At 44.8% G+C, this 26772-nt stretch carries 22 protein-coding genes; 11 read left to right on the forward strand and 11 right to left on the reverse strand.

Annotation, left to right across the window (positions count from 1 at the left end):
• Nucleotides 1–148 precede the first annotated feature (148 nt).
• The 7 genes from DWW81_RS04690 (at nucleotide 149) to DWW81_RS04720 (ending at nucleotide 5859) form a co-directional block, all read left to right on the forward strand.
• The gene (locus DWW81_RS04690; RefSeq protein ID WP_022287931.1) at nucleotides 149–667 is read left to right on the forward strand and encodes a MotA/TolQ/ExbB proton channel family protein; all 519 of its coding nucleotides are present in this window, start codon (nucleotides 149–151) and stop codon (nucleotides 665–667) included.
• The gene (locus tag DWW81_RS04695) at nucleotides 664–1260 is read left to right on the forward strand and encodes a hypothetical protein (RefSeq protein ID WP_117896878.1); all 597 of its coding nucleotides are present in this window, start codon (nucleotides 664–666) and stop codon (nucleotides 1258–1260) included. Before DWW81_RS04690 ends, DWW81_RS04695 begins: the two co-directional genes overlap by 4 nt.
• 14 nt (nucleotides 1261–1274) lie before the next feature.
• Nucleotides 1275–1793 (forward strand): hypothetical protein, encoded by a 519-nt coding sequence (locus DWW81_RS04700; RefSeq protein WP_117896879.1) that lies wholly within the window; start codon nucleotides 1275–1277, stop codon nucleotides 1791–1793.
• A 116-nt stretch (nucleotides 1794–1909) separates the two neighbouring features.
• Nucleotides 1910–2758 carry a patatin family protein gene (locus tag DWW81_RS04705; RefSeq protein WP_117896880.1) on the forward strand — a complete coding sequence of 283 codons (849 nt, stop codon included), beginning with the start codon at nucleotides 1910–1912 and terminating at the stop codon, nucleotides 2756–2758.
• Between the two features lie 15 nt (nucleotides 2759–2773).
• Entirely contained in the window at nucleotides 2774–3631 is an 858-nt protein-coding gene (locus DWW81_RS04710; protein WP_117896881.1) for a metallophosphoesterase, read from the forward strand.
• Nucleotides 3632–3633: 2 nt separating this feature from the next.
• The gene (locus tag DWW81_RS04715) at nucleotides 3634–4923 is read left to right on the forward strand and encodes a Sapep family Mn(2+)-dependent dipeptidase (RefSeq protein ID WP_117896882.1); all 1290 of its coding nucleotides are present in this window, start codon (nucleotides 3634–3636) and stop codon (nucleotides 4921–4923) included.
• A gap of 96 nt (nucleotides 4924–5019) precedes the next feature.
• Nucleotides 5020–5859 carry a prephenate dehydrogenase/arogenate dehydrogenase family protein gene (locus tag DWW81_RS04720; protein WP_117896883.1) on the forward strand — a complete coding sequence of 280 codons (840 nt, stop codon included), beginning with the start codon at nucleotides 5020–5022 and terminating at the stop codon, nucleotides 5857–5859.
• Nucleotides 5860–5906: 47 nt separating this feature from the next.
• On the opposite strand, the gene DWW81_RS04725 is transcribed toward DWW81_RS04720, so the two are convergent.
• From DWW81_RS04725 to DWW81_RS04740, 4 genes are all read right to left on the reverse strand, one after another.
• The gene (locus DWW81_RS04725) at nucleotides 5907–7121 is read right to left on the reverse strand and encodes a hypothetical protein (RefSeq protein WP_117896884.1); all 1215 of its coding nucleotides are present in this window, start codon (nucleotides 7119–7121) and stop codon (nucleotides 5907–5909) included.
• Between the two features lie 79 nt (nucleotides 7122–7200).
• Nucleotides 7201–7677 (reverse strand): peptidylprolyl isomerase, encoded by a 477-nt coding sequence (locus DWW81_RS04730; RefSeq protein ID WP_117896885.1) that lies wholly within the window; start codon nucleotides 7675–7677, stop codon nucleotides 7201–7203.
• A 35-nt stretch (nucleotides 7678–7712) separates the two neighbouring features.
• Complete coding sequence (locus DWW81_RS04735; protein WP_022287922.1) at nucleotides 7713–8222, reverse strand: hypothetical protein; 510 nt, start codon at nucleotides 8220–8222, stop codon at nucleotides 7713–7715.
• 59 nt (nucleotides 8223–8281) lie between these two features.
• Complete coding sequence (locus DWW81_RS04740) at nucleotides 8282–8986, reverse strand: hypothetical protein (RefSeq protein WP_022287921.1); 705 nt, start codon at nucleotides 8984–8986, stop codon at nucleotides 8282–8284.
• A gap of 400 nt (nucleotides 8987–9386) precedes the next feature.
• On the opposite strand from DWW81_RS04740, the gene DWW81_RS04745 reads away from it, so the two are divergent.
• Nucleotides 9387–11258, forward strand: a complete 1872-nt coding sequence (locus DWW81_RS04745; protein ID WP_117896886.1) for a hypothetical protein — start codon at nucleotides 9387–9389, stop codon at nucleotides 11256–11258.
• 317 nt (nucleotides 11259–11575) lie between these two features.
• Entirely contained in the window at nucleotides 11576–13057 is a 1482-nt protein-coding gene (gene glpK, locus DWW81_RS04750; protein WP_117896887.1) for a glycerol kinase GlpK, read from the forward strand.
• Nucleotides 13058–13395: 338 nt separating this feature from the next.
• Here the strand turns inward: glpK and DWW81_RS04755 are convergent, their stop codons facing one another.
• From DWW81_RS04755 to DWW81_RS04765, 3 genes are all read right to left on the reverse strand, one after another.
• Nucleotides 13396–14679 (reverse strand): folylpolyglutamate synthase/dihydrofolate synthase family protein, encoded by a 1284-nt coding sequence (locus tag DWW81_RS04755; protein ID WP_117896888.1) that lies wholly within the window; start codon nucleotides 14677–14679, stop codon nucleotides 13396–13398.
• 8 nt (nucleotides 14680–14687) lie between these two features.
• Nucleotides 14688–16529, reverse strand: coding sequence for an excinuclease ABC subunit UvrC (gene uvrC, locus DWW81_RS04760; protein ID WP_117896889.1), 1842 nt, complete (start codon nucleotides 16527–16529; stop codon nucleotides 14688–14690).
• A 67-nt stretch (nucleotides 16530–16596) separates the two neighbouring features.
• Nucleotides 16597–18393 (reverse strand): L,D-transpeptidase family protein, encoded by a 1797-nt coding sequence (locus tag DWW81_RS04765; RefSeq protein ID WP_242989564.1) that lies wholly within the window; start codon nucleotides 18391–18393, stop codon nucleotides 16597–16599.
• Between the two features lie 314 nt (nucleotides 18394–18707).
• On the opposite strand from DWW81_RS04765, the gene DWW81_RS04770 reads away from it, so the two are divergent.
• Together DWW81_RS04770 and DWW81_RS04775 are read left to right on the forward strand one after the other, a co-directional pair.
• Complete coding sequence (locus DWW81_RS04770; protein WP_022287915.1) at nucleotides 18708–19778, forward strand: branched-chain amino acid aminotransferase; 1071 nt, start codon at nucleotides 18708–18710, stop codon at nucleotides 19776–19778.
• 65 nt (nucleotides 19779–19843) lie between these two features.
• A complete protein-coding gene (locus DWW81_RS04775) occupies nucleotides 19844–20554 on the forward strand; it encodes an NAD-dependent protein deacylase (RefSeq protein WP_117896890.1) in 711 nt (236 codons plus the stop codon).
• A 115-nt stretch (nucleotides 20555–20669) separates the two neighbouring features.
• On the opposite strand, the gene DWW81_RS04780 is transcribed toward DWW81_RS04775, so the two are convergent.
• From DWW81_RS04780 to DWW81_RS04795, 4 genes are all read right to left on the reverse strand, one after another.
• Entirely contained in the window at nucleotides 20670–22445 is a 1776-nt protein-coding gene (locus DWW81_RS04780) for an ABC transporter ATP-binding protein (RefSeq protein ID WP_117896891.1), read from the reverse strand.
• On the reverse strand, nucleotides 22446–24209 hold the full coding sequence (locus DWW81_RS04785) for an ABC transporter ATP-binding protein (RefSeq protein ID WP_117896892.1): 1764 nt from the start codon (nucleotides 24207–24209) through the stop codon (nucleotides 22446–22448).
• A gap of 385 nt (nucleotides 24210–24594) precedes the next feature.
• On the reverse strand, nucleotides 24595–25302 hold the full coding sequence (locus tag DWW81_RS04790) for a histidine phosphatase family protein (RefSeq protein ID WP_117896893.1): 708 nt from the start codon (nucleotides 25300–25302) through the stop codon (nucleotides 24595–24597).
• Nucleotides 25303–25317: 15 nt separating this feature from the next.
• Nucleotides 25318–26676, reverse strand: coding sequence for an MATE family efflux transporter (locus DWW81_RS04795; RefSeq protein WP_117896894.1), 1359 nt, complete (start codon nucleotides 26674–26676; stop codon nucleotides 25318–25320).
• Nucleotides 26677–26772 lie beyond the last annotated feature (96 nt).

Genomic DNA, 26772 nt, shown 5'->3' on the forward strand with positions numbered 1-26772 from the left:
TGCTTGCAATTTACTTTGGTCTGCTATGCTCATTCCTCACTCCTCACTCCTCATTTCTCATTCCTCCCCTCCTCACTAAAAATCCGCCCCCACATCTTGCAATTTACCTCAAAATGTGCTATCATTATCTCTATAGGGGGTCTTATCCATGAAAAAACTCTTTTCCGTAATTTTTATGAACTTTTTCGGCTTCGACATGATAATTTTCTTGGTTGCAGTCGCGACCGCCCTCGTCTTTTATCTCACTAAAAAATCGGCTGATGTTCTCTACAACAAGCTTCATCTTAACATCTTCGTTCCCGACTCAGGTGCTTCCCGCCGTCAGGCTGACAGCGATATTTCGGACATTCGTGAAACAGATATCGTTTCTATGCGCAACCGCACAGGAAGCCTTTATTCTCTGTTCGTAAATCTCACAGGGATTTTCCCTCTCTTGGGTATCCTCGGCACTGTTATCTCCCTCCTCGGTATGGTGGGCGATATGACAAACGTTCAGGATAATTTTTATGGCGCTTTGACCTCCACTTTTTGGGGACTTGTTTTTGCTATAATCTTCAAATTTCTTGACGGCATAATCTCTGCAAAAATAGAGGATAACGAGAAAAATGTTCAGCTCTATCTTGAAAGAAACAACGCTGAACATTCCCAAAGCGGTGAACAGCCATGAATGGTTTCAGGAAAAATAAGGGCATAGTCCTTGAGCTGACTTCCCTACTCGATGTTATCATGATAATGCTTTTCTGGGTCATGACCGATGTTTCCGCATCTGCCGACAGTCAGAAAGAGGACGCAAAAGCTCAGGTGCAGGCTGTCACTCAACAGCTTGAGGAGCAGAAGCAAAAGTCCGCTGACGAGCTTGATAAGCTCCGTGAGGATATGCAAAAGCAGATAGATGAAGCCTATAAAAAGGCTGAGAACATTAACAGCAATGCCGCAAAAAATCAGCAGGCGCTTGACGGCTACACTCAGGGTATGCTTATCTCGCTTGATATGCGAAATGAAAACGGCTCTGACAAGCTGTATATTTCCCGAAATGATGAGGATATTATGACCGTGACCCCTGATGAAGACATCTCAGGCAGGCTCATATCTCTTTTTGAAGGACTCGGTGCGGCAGACGGTGAAGTAATGCTTGCGGCAGTGGTCTATGACGGTGACGCTGTGCTTTATCGTAACATGAGAATAGTTGAAAACGCTGTGCAGGCTGTGTCAGACAAATACGAAAATGTTTACTTTACATACATAAACACTTCCAAATAGAAAGGACAATAAAAATGAGTATTCAGAACGATGTTGAAAAGCTCTACCGCAGTGACCTTGAAAAACAAAGACAAAAGCAGAAAAAGAAAAAGAAGAAAAAGCTTCTTGGTATCATGCTGATCGTCATTATCATTGCGGCGCTTATTCTTATAATGCAGTATCTTGGACTTGGACTGGGCGGTGGAAAAGGCGAAGGCTCAGGGGACGGCAGGGACGCAAGTGCTTCCTCCAATGAAGCTTCCGTTACTACCACAACAACAGCAGCTCCAAAGGAGTTTTATGACATCAAGGTTTCGGGAAGCACTTATATAATCGATGAGCGTGTGGTAGATCTTAGCAGTCTTGTTTCCACAGTGAAGCTTATGAGCGACAATGTTATCGTAAGGATAACAGACGACAACGCAACAAAGAACGCTATGGATGACTTGAAAAAGGCTCTTACCGACGACGGCAGAGAGTTCACAGAAACAGTTCTTGACAATTCAGCTTTGGATAACAGCAGGGCAGACACAACATCTGAAGCCGTAAGATAAAAACTGTAGGGGCGAACATCCTTCGCCCGTTTTCTGCATAATTTTAAAGGATACAGATATAAAATAAAATTGGGGGACGGTCAAGCCGTCCTCTTTTCAGAAACAGAGGTAATTATATGCTTGGACTTACTTTAGAGGGCGGAGCCAGCAGAACGGTCTATTCCTGCGGAATAATGGACGCTCTGCTGGAGGATAAAATAATAGCCGATTATGTTATAGGCGTTTCGGCAGGAGCGGCATTCGGCATCTCCTATTGCTCAGGTCAGATAGGCAGAAATCTTCGCCTTGCAACTGAGTTTATGGGAACAAAGAAATACATGGGTGCAAGACATCTTATCGACCCCAAAAATAGATGCTACTATAACCTTGATTATGCCTACAATGTTGTGCCTAATGTTGAGCTTCCCTTTGATTATGAAGCCTACAGAAACTTCAAGGGCAGATTTTGTGCAGTTGTTACAAACGTAAAAAACGGCAAGGCTGAGTACATGGACGTGCCAAAAGATGACACCCACTGGAATTTGCTTAGAGCAACCTGTGCGCTTCCTCTGCTTTTCCCTGAGATAGAGATAAACGGCGAAAAATATATGGACGGCGGTATATCAGATTCAATACCATATATGCAGGCAATAAAAGCAGGCTGTGACAAAAATATCGTTGTGCTGACCCGACCAAAGGGCTATGTAAAGACCCAAGAGCCTGCCACAAAGCTTGCCATGAAATATTATCACAAGCACCCTGAGTTTGCCGAAGCCCTTGCCACAAGAGCCGAGAGATACAACAAATGTATGGCAGAGCTTATGGAACTTAAAGCGGAGGGGAAAGTCTTTGTTTTCACACCAAAGACCACCTTCGGAGTAGGCAGGACTGAGGGCGACCCTGTAAAGCTGAAAAAGCTTTATGATTACGGCTACGCCCACGCAAAATGGGCAATGGACGACCTGAAAAAATATCTTTGCAAGTAGGAATGAGGTAATAAAATGTCATACAAGCTGCCGCTTTTTGTTGCCGCCACATTTCTGGGCGGTTATATGCTTATTTCAAACAGACAGCTAAGGGTGAACGAATATGAGCTGAAAGTATCAAAGCTCCCTGAGAATTTTGTTGGTAAAAAGATACTTCTTCTTGCAGATCTTCACAAGAAGCGTTACGGGGATAATTTCAACAATCTGGTAAATTCCTGTATTGCCGCCGAGCCTGACTTTATTTTCTTTGCAGGTGATCTTTACAGCCGTGACGAAACGGACATGATACCGAAGCTTGCCCTTATGAAAAGGCTAAAACATATTGCACCGACCTATTATATTTTCGGTAACCATGAAACTGACAACATGGATAATGCCGAAGCCCTTGCTTTGAAGCTAACTGAATGTGGAGTACACATTCTGAGAAACAACATGGAGCAGATAAAAATAGGCGAGGATCACATCAATATATACGGCACTCAGCTTCCCCAAAGATTTTACCGCAACGAAGATTTTTCACACCACGACCTGCCGCAGATCACAAAGAACGAGCTTACAAAGCTTTTAGGCGAGCCTGACAGGAGCGAGTGTAACTTTTTGCTTTCGCACACACCGCTGGCTTTCCGTGCTTATGCGGACTGGGGAGCAGATGTGACTTTTTCGGGTCACTGTCATGGGGGAGTTATAAGATTGCCTTTTATTGGCGGAATACTTTCTCCCGAACGGAAATTCTTTCCACGATACACAAAGGGCATTTACGAACTTAACGCTGAACAGGGATTGGCAAAACTTGCTGTTACGGCAGGACTTGGTAAATTCAGACTGAATAATCCCTCGGAAATAATGATTTGCACACTTGAAAGGCAGGAATAAATATGTATCAGAAACAATTTGCAGAATATTTTGAAAAGCACATGGAGGAGATACTTCGTGACCTAGACGAGATAATCTCTATCGAGAGCGTTGGCGACATAAACGCCCCTGTTAAGCCATTTGGCGAGGGTTCTCGCAAGGCTCTTGACTGGGGAAAGGCTTATCTTGAAAAGCTCGGCATGACAACAAAGGACTTTGACGGCTATGCTGTTCACGGTGATTTTTACCAAAATGGGGAATGTAAGCTTGCTGTGCTTTCACATCTTGACACTGTTCCCGCAGGCGAGGGCTGGAGCTATCCGCCTTTCAAGCTGACTAAAGCTGACGGAAAGCTTTTCGGCAGAGGAACAATTGACGACAAAGGTCCGAGCGTTGCGGTGCTGTGGGCTGTAAAGGCTATCAAAGAGCTTAACATTCCTATAAAAAAGAACTTCCGTGTTATTTTCGGTGGCAATGAAGAGGGTGGCTGTGAGGACATGGAATATTATGAAAGCAAACAGCCTTTCCCTGAAATGGTGTTCACCCCCGACGGCTCTTTTCCTGTGCTCAACTGCGAAAAGGGCATGGTGCATCTTACATTCTCTGCTGAATTTTCAGATGATAAGATAGCTGAGATAAATGGCGGAAGCGTTATAAATGCTATCCCTGACAAGTGCATTGTGAAGTTTGCTGACGACTGTGAGAAGGTCATCAGAGGAAAATCGTCACACGGGTCAAGACCTGAAAACGGCGACAATGCGGTGACAAAATTTGTGGCAGAATATAAAAATAAAAATGCTCTCCTTGGTGGGTTGGCTGAGCTTTTCCCACACGGAGAATGCAACGGAAAATCCTGCGGTCTTGGTTTTTCAGACGATGTATCAGGCGAGATGACCTGTGCGCTGACTATCCTTAAAACTGAGGGTGGCAGGCTTCATGGCGGTATCGACATACGCTTCCCTATTGACAAGACGCTTGCTGAGATAGGCGGTATCATAACTTCGGCACTTGAGAGCAAGGGCTTCAAGGTGGACGAGCTTGACGGCATGGAGCCCCATTATGTGGACGAAAACAGTGAATTCGTTCAGACCTTGTTAAGTGTATACGAAAAGGTCAAGGGCGAAAAGGGAAAATGTATCGCAGAGGGCGGAATAACCTACGTTCACAACACAAAGGGCGGTGTTGCGTTCGGTGCGGAATTTCCTGAGGAAAACAACAATATGCACGGAGCTGACGAGCATATTTCCATGGAAACTTTCAAAATAAATCTGAATATGTACGCTAATGCTATTGCAGAGCTTTGCGGTGAATAATTGAGTGTGCATGGCTCTTGACAAAGTGTGATTTTAGTGGTATACTTTATTACATAAAAGCTTAAAAGTGTAAAAGCAAAGGGAGCATGACGGACAATGAAGATTTGTATAGTTGGACTTGGACTTATAGGCGGTTCGCTTGCCAAGGCAATAAAAAAGAACACTCATGAGAGCTGTTTCGGTATAGATATTGACAGGGGAACGATAGCAGGGGCGCTGGCGCAGGAGGCTATCGACGGTGAAATGGCCATTGACGACCTTGCAGGCTGTGACGTTGTTATCGTGGGACTTCACCCTGAGGCTACCATAAAATTCATCACGGAGAACGCAGGCAAGTTCAAGAAAGGCGGTATCGTTCTTGACACTTGTGGAGTAAAGGGCGAGATAGTCAGAGCTGTAGAGTGCGTTTGCATTGAAAACGGCGTAAACTTCCTCGGCTGTCACCCTATGGCAGGACGTGAATTTTCTGGCTTTGCATACTCGGTGGACAATCTTTTTGAAAAAGCAAGCTTTATAATGACGCCTACTGACAGAACGCCTATGAGGGTGGTGCAGGATATATCAAGGCTTGCATATAATATCGGTTTTGCAAAGGTCGTTGTATCAAACGTTGAGGAGCATGACAGCGTCATTGCGTTCACTTCTCAGCTTGCTCATGTTGTATCAAGTTCCTATGTAAAAAGCCCTAGTCTTTTAAAGCAGGCAGGTTTTTCGGCAGGGTCATTCAAAGACCTTACGAGAGTGGCTAAACTCAACGAAGATATGTGGACGGAGCTTTTCCTTATGAACCGTGGTCCACTGGTGGACGAAATAGAGCATATAATCGCAAGATTAACAGAGTATCGTGATGCTATTGCAAATAATGACGCTCAAAGGTTGCATGACCTGCTTAAAGAGGGTCGAGAGCTTAAGGAATTGTCTAATAATAGCAAATAATAAAATAAAGCGGTGTCAGAGTTTCAATTCTCTGCACCGCTTTTTGTTTATTCTTCTGTTTCTTTATCTGTGTCTGTATCGTCGTCTGTATTATCAGTTTCTTCCTGCTCTTCATTTTCGTCAGGTTCGTCAGGCTCGGACAAATTGGTATCGTCGCTTTCGTCTGTATCGTGGATATCTTTATCATTATCCTTGTTGGCTGACTTATTGTCGCCTACTGTTTTGTTTTTCACTATCATAAGATACTCAGCGGCAATAAGAGCTACGCACAAAACGCAGACCACGCCAATAATAACGCCCATTGATGAACCGCTCTTTTCTTCCGACACCGGACTTGCGGCTTTTGAGGTCGCTTCTGCTTCTGAGCTTTCAAGCTTCGCGGCTTCAGGTTCTTTTATCACTATTTTAAAATGCCCTACTGAGCCGTCCTTATAAACAATATCTATCTTTGTTTCGCCTGTGCTGAGGGTCTGGAACTTGCCGTCCTCGAATATAAGCACTTCGCCGTTGGCTACTGTTACGCTGTCAACATCCGTAAGTCCTATATCCTCGGGAGCGATAGGGTACTTGGAATAGTCAACGTCTATTTCGATATAATCGCTGTCGTCCTGCTGAACGTCTGCAGCGTCCTGATACTTGACGATACCGTTCTCTACCTGATTTGATATGGCATTGAGGTTTTCGTCATCAAGGGAATTTACCGTAAGATAAAGCACTGTTGAGGTGAGTTTTTCGTCTGCGACTTTGAAATGAAGGGTCGCATAATCACCGTCAAAGTCTGTGCCGTCTGCGTTCACATAGTTATATACAAACTTACCTGCAAAGGCGTTGTCAACTGCCATGCCCCCTGCTTTATCGTTGGTTTCGCATTTTTCAAACTCTACAAGGCTATCGTCATAGCCCACGGAGATAGAGGCATTTGAGATAAGGTGGTCGCACTGGATATTTATTTTCGCTGTGAACTTTTTATCCTTTACCTCGCTGACCACAAGCTTTACAACTGTCGGCGTAGAAGTCGGAGTGTCCGGAACATAGGAATAAGATGTGGTAGTTCCCCATGTGGTGGTTTCCCATGTCTGAGCTGTGGTAGTTGTAGTCGTTTCAGTGTCCTCCCGCTGAGGCTGAACGGTAGTGGTTGTTTCCGGTACAGGATCTGTGGCTGGCACATCGGTTGTCACAGGCGTTTCGGGATCAGCGAAACACACTGAGGTCATTGCCATGACCGCTGCAAAAAATCCCACTGTTACTTTCTTGAAATCCATTATTTACTCTCCTGATATTGTTTTTGACGTAAACAAGGGCTGCCGCCATAAAGACCGCAGCCCATGATTTTCCTTTTTATTAGCCCTCAATAAGAGTTACTTTCTTCATGACCTGATCTACAAGCGGCTTATCGTTGAAATTTACGTCAACTGCTGCGATCTCGTCAACAACGTCCATGCCCTCGACTACCTTGCCGAATGCTGCATACTGACCGTTAAGATGAGGAGCGTCCTGATGCATGATAAAGAACTGTGAGCTTGCTGAATTTGGCATCGCTGAACGTGCCATTGAGATAACGCCTCTTGTATGCTTGAGGTCGTTACGAACACCATTAGCAAGGAACTCGCCCTTTATCTTCTCTTTTGCACCGCCCATGCCTGTTCCCGTCGGGTCGCCGCCCTGTATCATAAAGCCTGAGATAACTCTATGAAAAATAAGTCCGTCATAAAAGCCCTCTTTAACAAGCTTCTCAAAATTTGCAACTGTGATAGGCGCAACGTCAGGATAAAGCTCGATCTTGATATTCTTTCCGTTTGCCATTTCTATATTTACCATGTTAATACTCTCCTTATTATTTGTTAATACAAAATTTACTTTGATTTTGGCAGCTCGCCACGTTTATTTTTCTCCATAAGATCATTGAAATACAATGTGACAGGAGTTGGAACTTTCTTGAAAAGTCCCTTTTTCTCAACCTCGTCACAAACGATATAATCTCTTTCACCGTCATTATTTACGCAATAGAGCCTGTCTGTTTTATAGAAGCCGCCGTTGCCGTCATCTCTGTTCTTATCAAAACAGCCGAAGATATCCTTTGCCATAAGCTCGCAAAGTCTGAGTATCTTCTCATAGTTGGTATGCTCGCTCCACTTTTCAAGCTCTTCATGGAAAAACTGCTGGACAGGAACGTCATTGACTTCCATTTTTCTTATTATTCTCGCAAGGCATATAGAAGCGTCCTGATCGGTAAGTTTATCAAGTCTTGCATTCTTATAATCAAGTATATACTCGTTTAATGTAGCATAAAGCAGCTTATCATACTGAAACGGCTTGCCTTTGCCTGAAAATTTTATGATAGGGTTATCGGTATTGATCTTCAATTTTATCTCTCCAATTCAATTTATTCTGGCAATACCCCTAATGACTGCCTTTACCCCGATCATCTGCCATATTTTTCATTAAATTCTTTCACCTTCTGCGCCAAAAACTCTTCCGATACTGAGCCGATAGCATCGTCGTCCTCGCTGTGGTCAACAGAGCCAAGACCCTCCACAAGAGCCTCATCGACGGATATTCCCTTTATATCCTTATACTCTGCATAGTCCTCAGGCTTTTTTGCATAAGGAAGCTCAGCCACCTTTGCGGCTGTGGTCTCTGCACTTATGGCTTCGATATTGCCTGTATCACGCTTCTCCTGAGCCACTTTCTCGTCATGTATCCTATATATCTCCTCAAGCTTTGAGTCGATACCCTCAACGGACGCCACGCTTATATCCTCCTTATGAGAAGCTACAAATCTTGCGTGTTCCTCCTCATAAAGCTTTTCATACTCGCTCTGGGCATCGGTTATCTCAGCCTGTCCTACTGGGTTCACGTCGTAGTCGGCATAGGTCTTTACGGGATCGTTTTTCTTTTCAGCCAGCTCTTTTTCAAGCTGCTCCATCTTGCTGCGGATAGTTTCCGGCTCTATGGTATCGGTTATCTTCTCAGCGTGTACCTTATCGCTGCTGGACTCCTTCACAAAAGCCGTATCTCCGCCTGCTCTCTTCACAGGAGTGTTCCATATATCATCAGCATTTATCTGCTGCTTTTTAGGCTGTGTCGATGTTTTGGGCTCGGAGCTTTTTCTGCTGAACAGACCCATAAGATCTCCCCCTTTTTTATTGGCATGATGATCTGATATCGGCATTTTATGCCTGACATCTTATACTTATTTATTATACAATATTTTCACCAAAATTGCAAACCTTTTGACAGTTACTTTTTGTACGATTTTTTAAACTCTTTTTGTGCATTTTGTTTCGCATTAATATAATATAAATATAAAATTCACGTTTAGTTAATGTAATTTATACTAATATTTGCTATACTATATTTGTTAAGTTATTTATTTTGTTAATTAAAAACAAAAAACAAATTAGTTTAAGAAAACTATTTTTGGCATAAAGATACACAAAAATACCCGATCGTGAAGAAGACAACACGAATAAAAAAGGTAAAAGCTTAAGTATATATGAAGTAAATTCATGGAGGAGGATATATTTATGACAAGACCGTCACTTGGGGTAACGGCAATGGAACTTTTTGCCTGCAATCCTTTCAGGGTGCTCGGCATAGCCGTTGACACTCCTACTGCTGATGTCACGCTCACATACAAAAAGCTGCTTGATATGGCGGCTAAAGGTGACACGGCTGATTATGAAACGCCTTATGATTTTGATTTTCTGCCGCCTTTCTCCCGTTCCGAAAAGGATCTGAAGACGGCTTATGCAAAGATCGCCAGCAACGGATACAGATGCTTCGCATTCTCTGATCCTGTATTTTCGGCTTCCCTTAACATTGATGACGTTATGCTCAACCTCAGAGATATTTCATGCTATGACTGTTTCCTCAGATGTTATATGTGGCTCATCACCAACGACAGAGATTTTGAAGAGCCTGAGCTTTGGATACCACTTTGTCAGTACATAGACAAGATGATAATGTCAAGTCCTGAGCAATGGGATAAGTATTTTGACCATCGTTTTCCGCAGGATATGCTTGACGGTTCAATGTCTGCGCTGAGGTCTTTCTATGCCACATTCTGCGATATAATTCTGCTTCCTATCAAGGAAATGGTAAGAGGTTCTATGAAGTGCAGAACCGCAATGGAGATACTTAAGATCGCAAAGGTGGACGTTGACGAGGTATTCCCTGACATTGACATTCCACAGGCTAACCTGCCTAAGAGGGGCGAGCCTGCGCCGAAGCTCAAGATCGCTGTCAAGGACGGCGAGGAATACTATGATGTTACAACAGGCAAAATGGTAAGTTTTGAGGGCGACGAGGATTCTGCTATCGAGAGCAACGATTTCTCTGCGGCTGCAAGCTCCATTTCTGCTGACGCTATCGTTGGCGAGGACGGTCCTGACAGCGAGCCTATACCTGACGAACCTGAGGAAAATCCTGAGCTTAAGGTAGTTCCGCCTCCAGCTCCCGTTCAGCCTGAGCCTGCGGCTGTACAGCCAGCACCAGAGCCTATACCGGAGCCACAGCCTGCTCCTGCGCCTGCTCTGACGCCTGCAGAGGACGTACAGTCTGCTCCTGTATTCAACACAGAGCCGGCGGCTCAGAGCGGTATTCCCGGCGAGATAAACGCACCTATAAGAAAGAGAAAGATCTTCATTCCGGGACACGAGGGCATTTCAGGCTCTGCACCTGCAAGCCAGCCTGTTTCTGCTTCTGTTCCGCCAGTTTCACAGCCTGCACCTGCTCCAACGCCTGTTCAGACAGCACAGTCTGCACAGCAGACAGTTTCAGCACCTGTGTACAGCCAGCCTGCTCCACAGCCTGCGGCGGAAGCTCCGAAGCCTGCGGCTAAAAAGCCATACAAGAAGGCGAACAAGGGACTTACTTCCCTTATCGATACAGTTGACGAGGCGATAAACGACACCTCGGACATAATCCTTACTGACGAGGCTGAGGAAGAGGAAAACCTCTACACTGACACTCTTATCAAGATGCTGAGGGCGAACCGCTCAAACAATCAGCTTATGAAGAGCGTTGACACAAAGCATATTTACGACAATGGTGACAGCCTTGGCAGACCTGAGGAAGCAGAGCTTTCTATGGACGCTATCAACATGAAGAAAATGGACAAGAGTCTGCTCAATTCTTCATATGATAACATCAGCACCAAGGAGACCGATCCTAAGAAGCTTCGTGAAGAAAAATACCGCAACATCAACATCAATGATATGCTCAATCCAACAGTAGGAAGCCAGATGCACAAAGAATACACTCCGGACGCTATCGAGGAATTTGTTAAAGCTAAAAAGCAGGAAAAGTCAGCCATAAAGGGTATTTGGAAGCTTCTTGGCGTTCTGTCGCTTTTGTTGATCATTTATCTTATACTGCTTTACACGGGGCTTATTTGATGACGATATAAAGTGTGGGAGAATATCCGCAACGTGGTGTAACGAAAAAGAATCAGTAAACAAAACATCGGGCAAGCGGGACGTCGCATTTCTGCAAAGCAGAAATTGAGCCGCTCCCCTACAGGGTTTGTGAAATGCACCAAATTGTGCGAATAATGCAGATTGTACAGGCGACAAGACGGGACGTCGAGGGCGCCGTCCCCTACATGATAGTGCAATGCGTATTTTTGTACGGAAATAAACAGTGTTAGAAATTTAGATAACAGATTTATAAGGGGTGGGATTTCCGCCCCTTTTTTGCAATAAGGAGAAATTTTATGAAAGAATACATACTCTCTTTAGATCAGGGAACGACTTCCTCCAGAGCGGTGCTTTTTAACGCAAAGGGTGAAAAGGTTGCGAGCGTACAGAAAGAATATCCGCAGATATTCCCCGGCAACGGCTGGGTGGAGCATGACCCTATGGACATACTGGAAAGTCAGCTCAGTTCTGCTCGTGAGGTCATTGCAAAGGCTGGGATAACAGCGGAGGACGTGGCGGCTATCGGCATCGCCAATCAGCGTGAAACAACGATACTTTGGGACAAGAACACCGGCAAGCCTGTTTACAACGCTATCGTTTGGCAATGCAGGAGGACTTCTGAGGACTGCGCACGAATGGAAAGTCAGGGCTTGCAAAAGTTTTTCAAGGACAAGACGGGTCTGCTTATCGACCCTTATTTCTCTGCCACAAAGATAAAGTGGATACTTGAAAATGTCGAGGGAGTGAGGGAGCGTGCGGAAAAGGGTGAGATACTTTTCGGCACCGTGGATTGCTGGCTCATATGGAATCTGACAGGGGGAAGGGTACACGTTACGGACTACTCCAATGCTTCCAGGACTATGCTTTTCAACATTCACACCCTTGAATGGGACAGGGAGATACTGGGGCTTTTGGGCATACCCAGCTGTATGCTCCCTGAGGTCAAAGAATGTTCGGGTGACTTGGGGGAAACTGAGGAGAACATTTTCGGAAGCAGGATAAAGATCGCAGGCTGTGCAGGAGATCAGCAGGCGGCACTTTTTGGGCAATGCTGTTTCCGTGAGGGCGATGTGAAAAACACCTATGGCACGGGCGGTTTTCTGCTTATGAACACGGGTGAAAAGCCTGTGGAAAGCCGTCATGGATTGCTCACGACTATCGCTTGGGGAATAGGCGGAAAGGTCAATTATGCGTTGGAAGGCTCGGTATTCGTATCGGGTGCGGCGGTAAAATGGCTTCGTGACGAGCTTTGCATAATACGCACAGCGGCAGAAACCGAGGAGCTTGCAAGAAGCGTCGAGGACGCAGGGGGAGTTTACTTTGTGCCTGCATTCGTGGGACTTGGCGCACCATACTGGAAGCCCGAAGCCAGGGGCATGATAACAGGGCTTACAAGAGGAACAAACAGATGCCACATCGTCAGGGCGACATTGGAAGCTATGTGCTATCAGACCTATGACGTTCTCAGGGCGATGGAGGAGGACGCCGGGGCAATAGGCAGCATAAAGGCTGACGGCGGTGCGGCGAGCAACGATTTTCTAATGGAATTTCAGGCTGATATATTGGGTCATTCGGTCATAAGGCCTTATAACGTGGAATCCACCGCAACAGGTGCGGCATATCTTGCAGGGCTTGGCTGTGGACTTTGGGGCAGTATGGAAGAGCTTGTTGGCGTTTCGGATAAGTTCAGGGAGTTTATTCCGTCTATGAGCGAGAGTAAACGCAGTGATCTGATAGGTGGTTGGAAGAAAGCGGTCGAAGCGGCTATTGAGAAATAAATCAGAAAAAGAATAGAAGAAACCGAGCGAAGCGAGAGATAAAGCGCACGGTCAAGCCCGGCGCCAGAGGGCTTGTGGGGTCAAGGGGCAAAGCCCCTGCGGAGCTTGAGGCAGAGCCTCAATAGGCGTAAGCCTACAAGCGGTGCAGAAAAAGACTTAAAAGCATAACAAAGTAAAAGAAACAACAAAGCGGTGTCGGAGAAAAAATCTCTGCACCGCTTTTTTTTCTATCCCATTAAACAAAGTGAATTCCGCAAAGAGCGACAGCGATTTTGCGGCGAAAGAACTTGCCCGAATAAGATGTAGGGGTGACCTGAGGTCGCCCCTACTGATGTACGTTAATCATCTTTCATTTCATTAAGCACCTGGGCACAGAGGAAAAGCGAACCGCATATAAGATTCACTCCGTGAGGATTCTCGTTTATTAGCTGACGTGCCATTTCAAGGGCAGGCTTTGGACTTTGCTCTGCCCTGCCGCCTGCGTTGGTTATGATGTCGGCAAGGTCAGAGGCAGTTTCGGCTCTGTCGCTGAAACCGTCAACTGTGTAGAATTTGTCTACATACGGTATGAGTTTCTTTACCGCCTCGGTGATGTTTTTATCCCTGCACATTCCCATAACAGCGTAGCATGGGTGTTTTTCACAATGCTCCAATACGCCTGCCAAGGCTGACAGACCGTCGGGATTGTGTGCGCCGTCCAGTACCAAAAGCGGCTCACGGCTGAGTATCTGCACTCTGCCTTGGAGCTGGGCTTTTTTGATGCCCTCAAAAATTTTATCCTGTGGAATTTTCATGGTATCGTTGATAAGGCGTATTCCGCTTATGACGCTCATGGCGTTCAGCACCTGATGTGCGCCGCCCATTGTGACTTCATAGGGCTGTCCTTTGAACTCAAACTTTGAGCCGAAAACGTCACAGCTTATAAGTTTGAGCTGATTGATGTCGGGGATAACCAGCTGAGAAAGATTTTTTACTGCCTGCTCTCTGACGGTGCGGATAACTTTCATGTCATTGCCTGCGCTCAAAACGCATGGACAGTGGGGTTTTATAATGCCTGCTTTCTGATAGGCTATTTTCTCCAAGGTGTCACCTAAAATGGCGGTGTGGTCAAAGTCCACTGATCCTATGACTGTTATGACAGGGGTTTTTATAACGTTGGTGCTGTCCAAAAGTCCCCCAAGACCTGTTTCAAGGACGACTATATCGCAGTTTTCCTCGGCAAAATAGAGGAAAGCTATGGCGGTGGTTATTTCAAACTGAGAGAAATTCTCACGGTCGCAGTGCATATCGGTGACGGCTTTGACACGCTTTGCCATTTTCGCAAGGGCAGGCTTTGGAATATCAATGCCGTTTATTTTTATCCTGTCGGTATAGCTTATTATATAAGGCGAGGTGAAAAGCCCTGTTCTCAGCCCTGCGCACTGAAAGACCTCGCTGAACATCTGCGCCATTGAACCTTTGCCGTTGGTTCCGGCGATATGAACGAATTTAAGGCTGTCCTGCGGATCGCCAAGGTCGGAAAGCAAGGCTTTTATTCTGGATAAGTCTTTCACTGGCTTACCTGAATGGGAAAAGCTGTTTATAAATTCAAGCTCGTCTATGTCTTTGGTATTTTCTATCAATTCTATCCCTACATTTCGTCGATTATTTCTTTAAGCTCTCTTGCGGTGTCTATATTCACACCTGCGGTCTTTGCAAGCTCCTCTGCTGTGGCTTTTTTGAGAGCCTCTTTGGTCTTATACTCGGTTATTAGCTTTGCGGCTTTTTTATCGCCTATGCCTTTGACCTTGGTTATTTCAAGTCGGTGGGCATTCTTTTTATGTTTCTGCGCCTGATAGGTTATGGCTACTCTGTGCACCTCGTCCTGAATGGCGGTAACAAGATTGAACGCCGCTCTGCACTTTGCAAGGCTTATTTCTCCGCCGCCTGTGGCGACTGCTCTTGTGCGGTGCTTGGAGTCTTTCACAAGTCCGAACAATGGGCAGGTCACACCCATTCGCTCTAAGACAGGCTCAACGGCATTGACGTGGCCGTTTCCACCGTCGAGCAAGATAAGGTCAGGCATAATGGAAAAGCCCTCGTCTGTTTTATCAAAGTAGTTTCTAAAGCGACGTTCTATGACCTCCTGCATACAGGCATAGTCATTTTGCTCTGCAACTGTTTTAATAGAAAACTTTTTATAATACTTCTTGCATGGTCTGCCGTTTTCAAAGACCACCATGCCTGCGACCATATTTGTAGAAGCGAGATTTGATATATCGTAGCACTCGATATATTTCGGGGTCTTGGGAAGTCCCAATGCTTTGGCAAGCTCCTCAAGGGCGGTTATCTCACGGCTCGTTCTGCCGACTTTTATGGAGAGATACTCGGTGGCATTGCTTTTTGCAAGGGTGGTAAGGCGGAGAAACTGTCCTCTTTTCGGAGTAGAGATATTCACGGCATGGTCATACTTCTGACGGAGAAATTTCTCGATTATCTCGCCGTTTGTGATATCCTCGTCAAGGAGGATATCTTTCGGTATGCTGTCTTTGGAGGAATAATACTGCATGAGAAAATCTTCACGCATTTTTACGCTGTCATCTTTCTCTCCAAGAAAATAGGAAGCCTTATCAAAAAGTCTGCCCCCACGATACATTATAACGCTGGCACAAGCCATTTCGCCATTTTGAGCAATGGCGATTATATCAGTGTCACGAATATCGTCATTAATTATCTTCTGACTTTCAGCGGCTTTCTGTATGGCTTGGATACGGTCACGAAGCTTTGCGGCAAGCTCAAAGTCAAGCTCCTCAGCGGCTTTGTTCATTTCATCGGTGAGTCTTTCAACTGAATCTGACGAGCCGTTTCGGATATAGTCCACCGCCTGACGTACTATAGAATTATACTCCTCTTTGGAGAATTTTCCTGTGCAAACGCCCATGCACTGCTTTATGTGCATATTAAGGCAGGGACGCTGTTTTCTGAAATCCTGCGGAAATTTTCGGGTGCAGGTAGGGAGCATAAAGACTTTATTGGCTTCGATAACGGCTTGTTTTACTGCGAATGAACTTGTATAGGGTCCTATATACTCTGCTCCGTCATCGTATTTTTGCAGGACGGCTTGCAGGCGTGGATAGTCCTCATTTGTGACCCTGATATAGCTATAGCCCTTATCGTCTTTCAGCAGGATATTATACTTCGGGGTATACTGCTTTATAAGAGAGCACTCCAGCACCAGGGCTTCAAACTCAGAGTCGGTGACGATGAAGTCATAGTCATAGACGTGGGACACCATTTTCCACACCTTTGGCAGGTGATCCTGTCCCTTTCTGAAATAAGATGTCACACGGTTGCGGAGATTTTTCGCCTTGCCGATATAGATTATCTTTTTCATTTTGTCTTTCATTATATAACAGCCCGGTGAGGTGGTGAGCTTTGAAGTTTTATCACGCAGAAATGGCAGGCGTGGGTTGTCTTCATCTGTAATATACATAAATTCTCCTAACTTAAACTAAAAGCAAAGGCAATACGAGTTGTCCGTATTGCCTTGCTATTATCTCTTACCAATACATAAATACAGGAGTACCCATATCTATTTTTTCATAAACGTATTTTGCTTTATCTAAAGGCATATTTATACAGCCGTGTGAGCCCCATGTGCTTGACTTATAACGCTCACCGCCAAAGTTGCCGTTCTGCCATGATGCGTCGTGAAGGCCTATGCCGATAGTGGAAACGTTGTTCCAATAGTCAACATATGAAGCGTAAGACTGTCCGTCTGCTGAGCCTCTCAGAGTCTTGCCCTTTTCCTTATACCAAAGCTTATAAACACCGCCAGGGGTATTTCTTGACTTGCTTGGATAGCCTGAAACTATATCAGACTCCATTGTGAGCTTGCCGTCTTTATAATACCACAAATGCTGCGCAGTAAGGTCTACCTCAATATAAGTGTTGCCGTAATCCTTATCGGCTGTACGCCAATCCTTATTGCAGGTATACTCATAGGCTGAGTCAGGGTTTACATAGTAGACAGGCTCTGTTTCGGCAGACTCGCCCTTTTCAACAAGGTCTACGATAAGGTCGCAGGTCTTTTGCTGGTCTATCCACCAGCCGTAACAGCCCTGGCCCTCGGAGATAGTGATAGTTCCACGCTTTGTGGTCTTGAACTCTCTGTCCTTGCCAAAGGTATCATACTTATCTGCAAGGTCTTCAACATATGCCATTGCCTTATCTTCATCAACTGTATAGCCTGCTTCGGCGTTATCCTCATCAAAGGTTATCCAATCCATGATAGTATCACCCGTGAGAGTTTCGGTGGTGTAGATAAAATCGAATGTTATCTCGATATCGTTAAGGTTATTGAGCTTCTTGCAGGTCTCTTCAAGCATATCCGCTGTTATGGCAGGCTTTTTATAGCAATCTGCCTTTGAGATATCAACGTCAAAGCTGCCGTCGTCAAGCTGATTTTCCACATAGGAATAAAGCTCGTCTATCTTATCCTCCTCCACAGCGTCGCCCGTGGTTTCTTTTACCACAACATAGCTGTTGTCGTCGTCTTTTTTGATATAGGCGTCTTCAGGATCTTTTGTGCTTTGAGAGTCAAGCACCTTTCTTTTCAGCACCTTTTCAAGCTTAGCCTTATCATACTTGAACTTAGATTCAAAAGTGAAATCCGTACGCTTCATGGCAGAAGAGAACCATGAATAGTGGTTTTGCTGAGTATAATACTGTGTGATAAGGTTTTGAGTATTATCGTTATAGCCTATTTCAGACAGCTTTATGGAAAATGTTGTTCCGTCTTTCTTTGTAACGGTGATGGCTTTTGGGATAACAGCCTGCTCGCTTACGAGCTTATAGGCTTCCGCCTTGGTCTTTCCGCTGACCTCGATGCCGTTTATATATGTATTTCCAAGAAATCTATCCTTATACGAATTCATGCCCCACAGATAGAAGCCACCTGCGGCGACTATCATAACGCCAACAACTGAGCATATTGCTATTGCGACAGTCTTTCCTGACGAGGACTTCTTTTTCTTCTTTTTTCCATTCTTTGAGCCGCTCTTTGAAGTCTGCTTTGATGCAGGCTTTGCATTTTTACTGCGTGTTTCAGTTGTTTTGGGCTTTTTAGGTTTGGTAGTTTCCTCGCCAAAGTCTGAAACTCCTCTTACGGGAGTGATAGGCTCGTCAAAGCCGCCGTCCTGCATTGCCATATTTTTAGCGATCATTCTTGCCATATCCTCATGGCTCATAGGGCGGTTCTGCGCCTGCGGCTTTGCGGCTTCATCGCTGTCGAGGGTAAGACCTTTCATATCAAGATCTATACCAAGCTCATTATCCTTTCTTTCTCTATCGTTCATAACATTACCTTTCCTTATATGTCCTTATTATAATATACTCGTTTCACATTTATTTTACCCTATTATACAACACTATCACCTTTTTTTCAAGGAGTATTTCCTACAATATAAAGACAATTTTATGACGATTTCTCAACAGTTTTCATACAGTTGTATAAAAATGCAGTTTTCAAAATGTTATCCTGCATATTTTTCCTGTGACAAAGAATTTTTTTTTGCAAAACCTCTTGAAAAAGATCACAATAAGTATTATAATATATGTGGTAAAGGTTCGCTTGCCGAGCCGATCATTAATTTAAGAAAGAAGGATCTGTATGTTAGATATCAAGATCGAACGTACCACTACTCCAAAGGAAAAACCGGCTGATGAGACAAAGCTTGGTTTCGGTCACATTTTTACTGACCATATGTTTGTTATGAATTATGACGCAGGTCAGGGTTGGCATGACGCTAGGATCGTGCCTTACGGCGACCTTTCACTCTCCCCTGCTGCTATGTGCCTGCACTACGGTCAGGAGATATTCGAGGGCCTTAAGGCTTATCGTACTGCTGACGGCTCTGTTCAGCTTTTCAGACCGCAGGAGAACTTCAAGAGAATGAACAACTCTGCTGAGAGAATGGTCATCCCTAAGATAAACGAAGAAGATATGCTCTACGCTCTGAAAACTCTTGTTAAAATGGAGCAGGACTGGGTTCCTCACACTGAGGGTGCTTCCCTTTACATCAGACCATTTATCATCGCAGTTGACCCATATGTAGGTGTTAAGCCTGCTGACCACTATCTGTTCATCATTATTCTTTCACCTTCAGGCGCTTACTATTCAACCGGTCTTAACCCTGTTAAGATCTATGTTGAGAACAAGTATGTAAGAGCCGTAAGAGGCGGTACAGGTTTTGCTAAGACAGCCGCTAACTACGCTATCTCGCTTGCGGGTCAGGAAGAAGCTCACGAGCAGGATTACGAGCAGGTACTTTGGCTTGATGGTGTTGAGAGAAAGTATGTTGAGGAAGTTGGCTCAATGAACATCTTCTTCGTTATTGACGGCGAAGTTGTTACACCACAGCTTCTTGGCTCTGTTCTCCCCGGTATCACAAGAAAGTCTGCTATCGAGATATGCAAGAAGAAGGGCTACAAGGTAAGCGAGAGAAAGATCTCTATCGAGGAGATCGCTGAGGCTTATGACAACGGAAAGCTTGACGAGGTATTCGGCACAGGCACTGCTGCTGTTATCTCACCTGTTGGTCATCTTAAGTGGGGCGACAAGGTAATGGAGATAAACAACAACAAGATCGGCCCTGTTTCACAGATGCTTTATGATACAATGACAGGCATTCAGTGGGGCAAGATACCAGACGAGTTCGGCTGGATCGTTAAGATCGACTAATATCGTAAATAATCAATGCGGTCTGTGCTTCGGTATAGACCGCATTTTTCATAGGAGTGATAGAAATGGAGCTGCAGCAGATAATAGACAAGTCACACAGGATAGTATTTTTCGGAGGAGCAGGGGTATCAACAGAGAGCGGCATTCCTGATTTTCGGTCGGTGGACGGACTTTACAATCAGAAATATGATTATCCCCCTGAGCAGATACTCAGCCACACGTTTTTCATGCGGCACACAAAGGCATTTTATGATTTTTACCGTGACAAAATGCTTTGTCTGACGGCAAAGCCTAACAAGGCGCATTACAAGCTTGCGGAAATGGAGAGGGCAGGCATACTTTCTTCGGTGATAACGCAGAATATTGACGGACTTCACACGGCGGCAGGAAGCAAAAAGGTGCTGGAGCTTCACGGAAGCGTACACCGCAACTACTGCATGGACTGCGGAAAATTCTACACTGCGGAGGATATTTTAAACAGCACAGGCATTCCGAAATGCACCTGCGGCGGAATAATAAAGCCTGATGTTGTGCTTTATGAGGAGGGGCTTGATGATAAAACTGTGACGGAGGCGGTGAGAGATATATCTCAGTGCGACACGCTTATTATTGCAGGCACTTCTCTGACAGTTTATCCAGCGGCTGGAATGGTGAGATATTTTCAGGGGGATAATCTTGTGCTGATAAATCGGGACAAGACTTCCATGGACGGCTCCTGCGACCTTGTTATCCATGACAAGGTTGGGGAAACGTTGGATAAGATAGCGATAAAGTAAAGATAAACAACGTGATAACAGGGTGAAATAACAAACGGGCGAACGCTGTTCGCCCCTACAGATGTGGATAGCCACATTTGCAGGGGGCAGTGTTCGCCCGTGTTTTTATGCTATTTTATTCGTCCATATGCTGTGCGGTATAAAGCTTGTAATATTCGCCTTTCTTTGCGATAAGCTGGTCATGAGTGCCGCACTCGGCAATGCCTTTGTTGTCGATATACATTATCTTATCGCAGTTTTTGATAGTGGAAAGTCTATGTGCGATAATAAATGAAGTTCTGCCAACAAGAAGTCTTTGAAGTCCCTGCTGAAGGAGCTTTTCTGTTCGTGCGTCTATTGATGAAGTTGCTTCGTCAAGGACAAGTATTTTCGGGTCGGAGAGGAGCGTTCTTGCAAAGGAGATAAGCTGTTTCTGTCCGCCTGAAAGCTTTGAGCCACGCTCGTTGACCTCGGTCATATAGCCGTCTTTCATTTCGCTTATGAACTCGTCTGCGCAGACTATCTTTGCGGCTTCTCTTATTTCTTCTTCCGTTGCGTCAAGTCTGCCGTAGCGGATATTATCGTAAATAGTGCCGCTGAAAATAAAGCTGTCCTGAAGCATTATGCCCATTTGTGAGCGGAGGGAATGCAAGGTCGCCTGACTTATATCCTTGCCGTCTATGGTTATTTTACCGCTGTCCAGGTCATAAAATCTTGACAGGAGAGAAACTACTGTAGATTTTCCTGCGCCTGTTGGTCCAACGAGGGCAACGCTTTCGCCCGGCTTAACGTCAAAGGAGATATGCTCCAAAACTGTTTTGCCCTGCTCATAGCTGAATGTAACGTCATCAAATTTTACCTCGCCTGTGATATCACCGATCTCCTGAGCGTTCGGCTTGTCTGCGATAGTGGCAGGCTCGTCAAGGGTCTCAAAGATACGCTCAAGGTATGCGATATTGTTGATGAAGTTATTGAAGATGTTTGACAGGTTCATGATAGGCTGCCAGAAGCTTGAAGCATAGCTTGTCATGGCAACGATAGTTCCAAGGCTCACTGCCGCAGGGGTCAGAACAAGCAGACCCACCACGAATATTGCGGCTCTCACAAGAGTAGAAACGTTGTCGGTAGCAGGCCAAACAAGGTTAGAATATTTCACGGCGTTTATCCAGCTTTTACGATATTTCTCGGAAAGTCTGTCGAATATCTGGGCGTTTTCTTCCTCACGGGTGAATATCTGGGTCACTCTTGCGCCTGTGATGTTTTCCTGCAAATAGGCGTTAAGGTTTGAGGATTTGTTTGAAACGTCCTGCCATGCTTTACGCTGTCTTTTCTTTATCATCATCATTATGACTGCAAATATCGGCAGACCCGAAAGCACCACCAATGACAGCTTCACATTCACAAAGAACATGAAAATCATGATGAAAAGCATATTAAGGCACTCGAGTATAACATTGATGATACCGTTTGAGAGCATATCCGACACGGAGTTTACATAGTTTACAACTCTTATAAGAATTTTGCCGTGTGGGCGGTTATCGTAATACTCAAATGGAAGCTCCTGCAAATGCTTGAAAAGGTCGGTACGGATATCGAAGATTATATCCTGACCAACAACTGTCATTATCCTTGAACGGATAGTGGAGAATGTTATGGACACGGCTATAGTGCCGATAAATGCGAGGGTGAGCAGGACGAGCTGTCCCATATTTTTCTGCGGTATGGTATTATCAAGAGCGTACTGGGTGATGAGCGGTCCGAGAAGTCCTGATATTGCGGCGAACACGCTCAGCATAAGGGCGGTTATCATTTTGCCCTTATATTTTTTGATATACACAAAGGAGCGTTTCAGGTGGGCGAAGTCAAATGGGGTTTCAAGAACTTCGTCAACGTCATAACGGTTTCTTGCCATTTAGACCGCCTCCTTTCCGAAGCCATCGTTCTGTAGCTTGAACACCTCGTAATAGTATCCCTTTTTGGCGATAAGCTCATCATGAGTACCCATTTCGGTTATCTTGCCGTCATCGAGGATTATTATCATATCAGCGTCTTTGGTGGAGGAGATACGCTGGGCTATTATTATCTTTGTACATGGAAAATCGAGGTTTCTAAGGCTGTCCTGAATATACTTTTCTGTTTCCATATCCACGGCGGAGGTGGTATCGTCAAGGATAAGAATAGCAGGCTTTATGGCTAAGGCTCTTGCAAGGGAAAGTCTTTGCTTTTGTCCGCCTGAAAGACCTACGCCACGCTCGCCTACGATAGTTTCATAGCCGTCAGGCATTTTCTCAACGAACTCGTTTGCCGCCGCAAGCTTTGCATAGTGCTTAACGTCCTCTTCGGACATATCAGAGTCGCCGTATGCGATATTGCCGTCTATGGTATCTGAGAAAAGCAGAACGTCCTGCGTTGCCATGCCTATTTGTGAGCGGAGCTGTGAGAGCTTACGCTTTCTTACATTCACACCGTCCACAAGGACTTCTCCTGAGTTGGTATCATAAAATCTTGGAATGAGATTTATAAGCGAAGTCTTGCCTGAACCTGTTTCGCCCATTATGGCAACTGTCTGACCTGCTTTTATTTTGAAATTCACGTCGTCAAGGACTATATGCTTGCCAAACTTAAAGGTAACGTCCTTGAACTCGACATCTCCGTGAAGCCTTTCTGTCTGGTCAACTGCGTCTTCACGGTCGGTGATGATAGGTCTTGCATAGTATATCTCGATGACCTTCATTGCGGAAGCCATGAACCTTTGCATATCGTTCACATAGATACCAAGGTTTCTGACAGGGTTTGCGATGCCCCAGATAAGTCCTGAGATAGCAACATACTCGCCCATTGTTATTTCCCCTTTTATAAGGAAAAATCCACCGCCAAGGAGCATTACAACTGACAAGGCGTTTGCGAAAGCTTCCATATAAGGGAAGAATTTAAGCCACAGCAGTGACGCTTTTTTGTTGGCGTCAGAATATTCTTTATTGGCTTTTTGGAACTTTTCTATCTCATAGTCCTCACGGGCGAAGGCTTTTACAACTCTGTTGCCTGAGATGTTCTCCTGAGCGTCTGTATTCATTTTAGACAGTTTCTCACGAAGGTCAACGTAGACCGGCTTTGCCTTTTTATCAAGAAGCACCACCACACCGAATATAAACGGTGTAACAGCCAGCAGAAGAAGTGCCATTTTCCAGCTTACCATAAAAAAATAAACTGATGAGGCTATAAACAGCGAACATGATTCAAGCATACCTTTAAAAACGAATGCCACTGCATGGCGCACCATATCAAGGTCGCCTGTGAGTCTTGTCATAAGGTCGCCTGTGCGGTTGCGGTCATAAAACTCCATATCCTGATTTTCGATACGTCTGAAAAGGTGTGTCCTTATTCTGTATATCATGCCCTGAGATGATAATTCATAGGTCATGTTGCAGGTGTACTGACAGATAGTTCTAACCAAGGTAAAGCCCACCATGCCTGCAAGCAGCAGCCAGAACAGCTTTCTTTCATGCTCAAGATTAAAAAGTGCGTCCTTGCTTGAAAGAAACTTATCCACAAGCTCTTTGCTGAAATAAGGTGTGGTAAGATACAGGGCGTTGCATACGATAGACAGCACAAGGGCTGTTACATAGAATTTTCGGTAGCCTTTCAGATTGTGCCATATCCATTGAAGCTGGAACATATTCTTTCACTCTCCTTTTATTCTTCTAAACTTCATGCTCTCATAGGCACATATATAAAAATATGAAACCCATACTCTTTTTAAGCTATGGGATATTATAAGCCCTTTTGAAAGTAAAGTCAAGGGGGTAAAAGCATTTAGTTTACATAAAGTAAGCTAAAAAATCAACGAAAACACGAAGCTTTTGTTGTGCTTTTTCACAAATTATGAATATGTTGTTATCTAACGATAGTCATATTTAGAAGAAAACGTTTTCTTTGACTGTTTTATTATATTAAACTAAGGTTTCGCACAATAAAATAACCGCCCTGAAATAACAGAGCGGTTAGAGGATATTTTTGTATGCAATAATATGCGAGCGAAAAAGTCACCCTTACGGGTTTATTTAATCCTGAAAAACGTCGGTGAAGTAGCCTGCGTTGGAGATAGGCTCGTTGCCGCCTGCAAGGTGCTTTGTACAGCCCATGACGTGGCATCTGAAAAAGCCATAGTCGCCCTCACGCTCTTCACAGCCGAGGACCGTCACAGAGGTAGGCTGCATATTGAAGCCGTGCCACATATTCATGGTGGAAATGCCAAGAATATGTCCTATTATCACCATTGATACGGCGAAGTGACAGAAGAACACAAGGGTTTCATCGCTGTGCTTCTCGATGCGAAACATACCGTTCTCGTGGATATAACCATGGTCGGCAAGAAGCTTATCAATACCCTCATGCACCCATTTAAGCTGTTCTTCAACATTGCCTGTCTGCATATAGTCGGACTTGAACCAATTATTTTGGTCATAGTATATCTCTTTATCCGCCCATTCGGTGGGGTACATATCCCATGGGATACGATGTCCTCCGTCAGAGGTGGGTATTATGCCGTTAAATTCTCTCAGCCATGGGAGAGTTTCAGCGGTATCCCCACGAAGTTTCAGGGAATATTCCGCTGTGAGCTGCGCTCTGCCAAGGGGAGAAACATAGAACTTTGAAACGTCCCAATTCTTTACACGCTGTGCAAGAAGCTCTGCTTCACGCTTGCCCTTTTCTGTAAGGGTATCATGAACGTAATCGGGATCGCCGTGTCTGATAAAAATAAGACGCATAAAAATACCTCCTAGTTAGTCTGCCATTGGTTTTATTTCAGCGTTGTAGGCTCTTCTAAGGAAAAACAGCGACGCCAGGATCGAGAATATTTCGGCTATCGGGAACGCCCACCAAATAGCGTCAAGCTTGCCTGTAAGGGAAAGAAGATACGCCACAGGAAGAAGCACAACAAGCTGTCTTGTAAATGAAACGAGCATAGAGGAAAGTCCCCTGCCGAGAGCCTGCAATGATGAGATTATGATTATATCAAAGCCTGCGAAGAAGAAGTGTGTGCTGATTATACGCAGGGCTGTTACGCCTATGCTTAGCATATTATCGCTTGCGTCAAAGAGTTTCAGAAGCTGTGCAGGGAAAATCTGCATTATGATAGTTCCGACTATCATGATAGACACAGAATATATCATGGCGTATTTTATTGCACCTGTGATACGCTTTTTCTTTCTTGCACCATAGTTATAGGCAACGATAGGGATAAGACCGTTATTAAGTCCGAAAACAGGCATGAAAACGAAGCTCTGAAGCTTGAAATACACACCGAAAACTGCGGCGGCAGTGTTTGAGAAGCCGATAAGTATTTTATTCATGCCGTATGTCATGATAGAAGAGATAGACTGCATTATGATGGACGGCAGACCGACAGCGTAGATCTTCTTGATTATTTTTGCCTGCGGTCTATACTTCACAAGGTTTATGGTTATCTCTTTGTTGAACTTCATATTAAAGAAAAGTCCGAAGGCTGCAGCGGTGAACTGACCGATACAGGTAGCCACAGCCGCACCTGTTACGCCCCACTTAGGGAAGAAGCCCACGCCAAAGATAAAGCAAGGGTCGAGGATAATATTTATCACTGCGCCTATTCCCTGAGTATACATTGAATAGATAGTTTTACCTGTTGCCTGCAAAAGCTTTTCCATAGTCATCTGACAGAAAAGACCGATACTTAGCAGGCTGATGACAGTGAGGTACTGGTCGCCATATTCGATAATTATTTTGCTTGAGGTTTGTGAGCGATAGAAGATCTCAGTGAAAAATGCACCGAAAACCACGAAGATAGCGAAGTTCACAAGGCAAAGGAAAATGCCGTTATTGGCGGCGCTGTTAGCCTGCTTGAAATTCTTCTCACCAAGTGATTTTGACAGCAGTGCGTTGATACCGACACCAGTGCCTGCACCGAGGGCTATCATAAGATTTTGCACAGGGAAAGCCAGTGACACGGCAGTGAGTGCGTCCTCGCTTATTTTGGCAACGAATATGCTGTCAACGATATTATAGAGCGCCTGCACGAGCATGGATATCATGATCGGCAGGGACATTTTGAACAGCAGATCGCCTATGGGCTGCGTTCCCATTTTATTTTCTCTTACTTCTTCCATTTTACGATTCCCACCTTAGAATTACTTTTTCTTAGAATTTATACTTTAACCTTTTTATTATAGCATTTTTATACGAAATGTGTATGAATTATTTGT

The organism is Ruminococcus sp. AF17-1AC (genome assembly GCF_003461385.1).
GTDB classification, from domain to species: Bacteria; Bacillota; Clostridia; order Oscillospirales; family Ruminococcaceae; genus Hominimerdicola; species Hominimerdicola aceti.

Excerpts from the sequence above, each read along its gene's own strand:
- DWW81_RS04690 (WP_022287931.1), top strand. The coding sequence starts at position 149 with ATGAAAAAACTCTTTTCCGTAATTTTTATGAACTTTTTCGGCTTCGAC.
- DWW81_RS04695 (WP_117896878.1), top strand. The coding sequence starts at position 664 with ATGAATGGTTTCAGGAAAAATAAGGGCATAGTCCTTGAGCTGACTTCC.
- DWW81_RS04700 (WP_117896879.1), top strand. The coding sequence starts at position 1,275 with ATGAGTATTCAGAACGATGTTGAAAAGCTCTACCGCAGTGACCTTGAA.
- DWW81_RS04705 (WP_117896880.1), top strand. The coding sequence starts at position 1,910 with ATGCTTGGACTTACTTTAGAGGGCGGAGCCAGCAGAACGGTCTATTCC.
- DWW81_RS04710 (WP_117896881.1), top strand. The coding sequence starts at position 2,774 with ATGTCATACAAGCTGCCGCTTTTTGTTGCCGCCACATTTCTGGGCGGT.
- DWW81_RS04715 (WP_117896882.1), top strand. The coding sequence starts at position 3,634 with ATGTATCAGAAACAATTTGCAGAATATTTTGAAAAGCACATGGAGGAG.
- DWW81_RS04720 (WP_117896883.1), top strand. The coding sequence starts at position 5,020 with ATGAAGATTTGTATAGTTGGACTTGGACTTATAGGCGGTTCGCTTGCC.
- DWW81_RS04725 (WP_117896884.1), bottom strand. The coding sequence starts at position 7,121 with ATGGATTTCAAGAAAGTAACAGTGGGATTTTTTGCAGCGGTCATGGCA.
- DWW81_RS04730 (WP_117896885.1), bottom strand. The coding sequence starts at position 7,677 with ATGGTAAATATAGAAATGGCAAACGGAAAGAATATCAAGATCGAGCTT.
- DWW81_RS04740 (WP_022287921.1), bottom strand. The coding sequence starts at position 8,986 with ATGGGTCTGTTCAGCAGAAAAAGCTCCGAGCCCAAAACATCGACACAG.
- DWW81_RS04745 (WP_117896886.1), top strand. The coding sequence starts at position 9,387 with ATGACAAGACCGTCACTTGGGGTAACGGCAATGGAACTTTTTGCCTGC.
- glpK (WP_117896887.1), top strand. The coding sequence starts at position 11,576 with ATGAAAGAATACATACTCTCTTTAGATCAGGGAACGACTTCCTCCAGA.
- uvrC (WP_117896889.1), bottom strand. The coding sequence starts at position 16,529 with ATGTATATTACAGATGAAGACAACCCACGCCTGCCATTTCTGCGTGAT.
- DWW81_RS04765 (WP_242989564.1), bottom strand. The coding sequence starts at position 18,393 with ATGAACGATAGAGAAAGAAAGGATAATGAGCTTGGTATAGATCTTGAT.
- DWW81_RS04770 (WP_022287915.1), top strand. The coding sequence starts at position 18,708 with ATGTTAGATATCAAGATCGAACGTACCACTACTCCAAAGGAAAAACCG.
- DWW81_RS04775 (WP_117896890.1), top strand. The coding sequence starts at position 19,844 with ATGGAGCTGCAGCAGATAATAGACAAGTCACACAGGATAGTATTTTTC.
- DWW81_RS04780 (WP_117896891.1), bottom strand. The coding sequence starts at position 22,445 with ATGGCAAGAAACCGTTATGACGTTGACGAAGTTCTTGAAACCCCATTT.
- DWW81_RS04785 (WP_117896892.1), bottom strand. The coding sequence starts at position 24,209 with ATGTTCCAGCTTCAATGGATATGGCACAATCTGAAAGGCTACCGAAAA.
- DWW81_RS04790 (WP_117896893.1), bottom strand. The coding sequence starts at position 25,302 with ATGCGTCTTATTTTTATCAGACACGGCGATCCCGATTACGTTCATGAT.
- DWW81_RS04795 (WP_117896894.1), bottom strand. The coding sequence starts at position 26,676 with ATGGAAGAAGTAAGAGAAAATAAAATGGGAACGCAGCCCATAGGCGAT.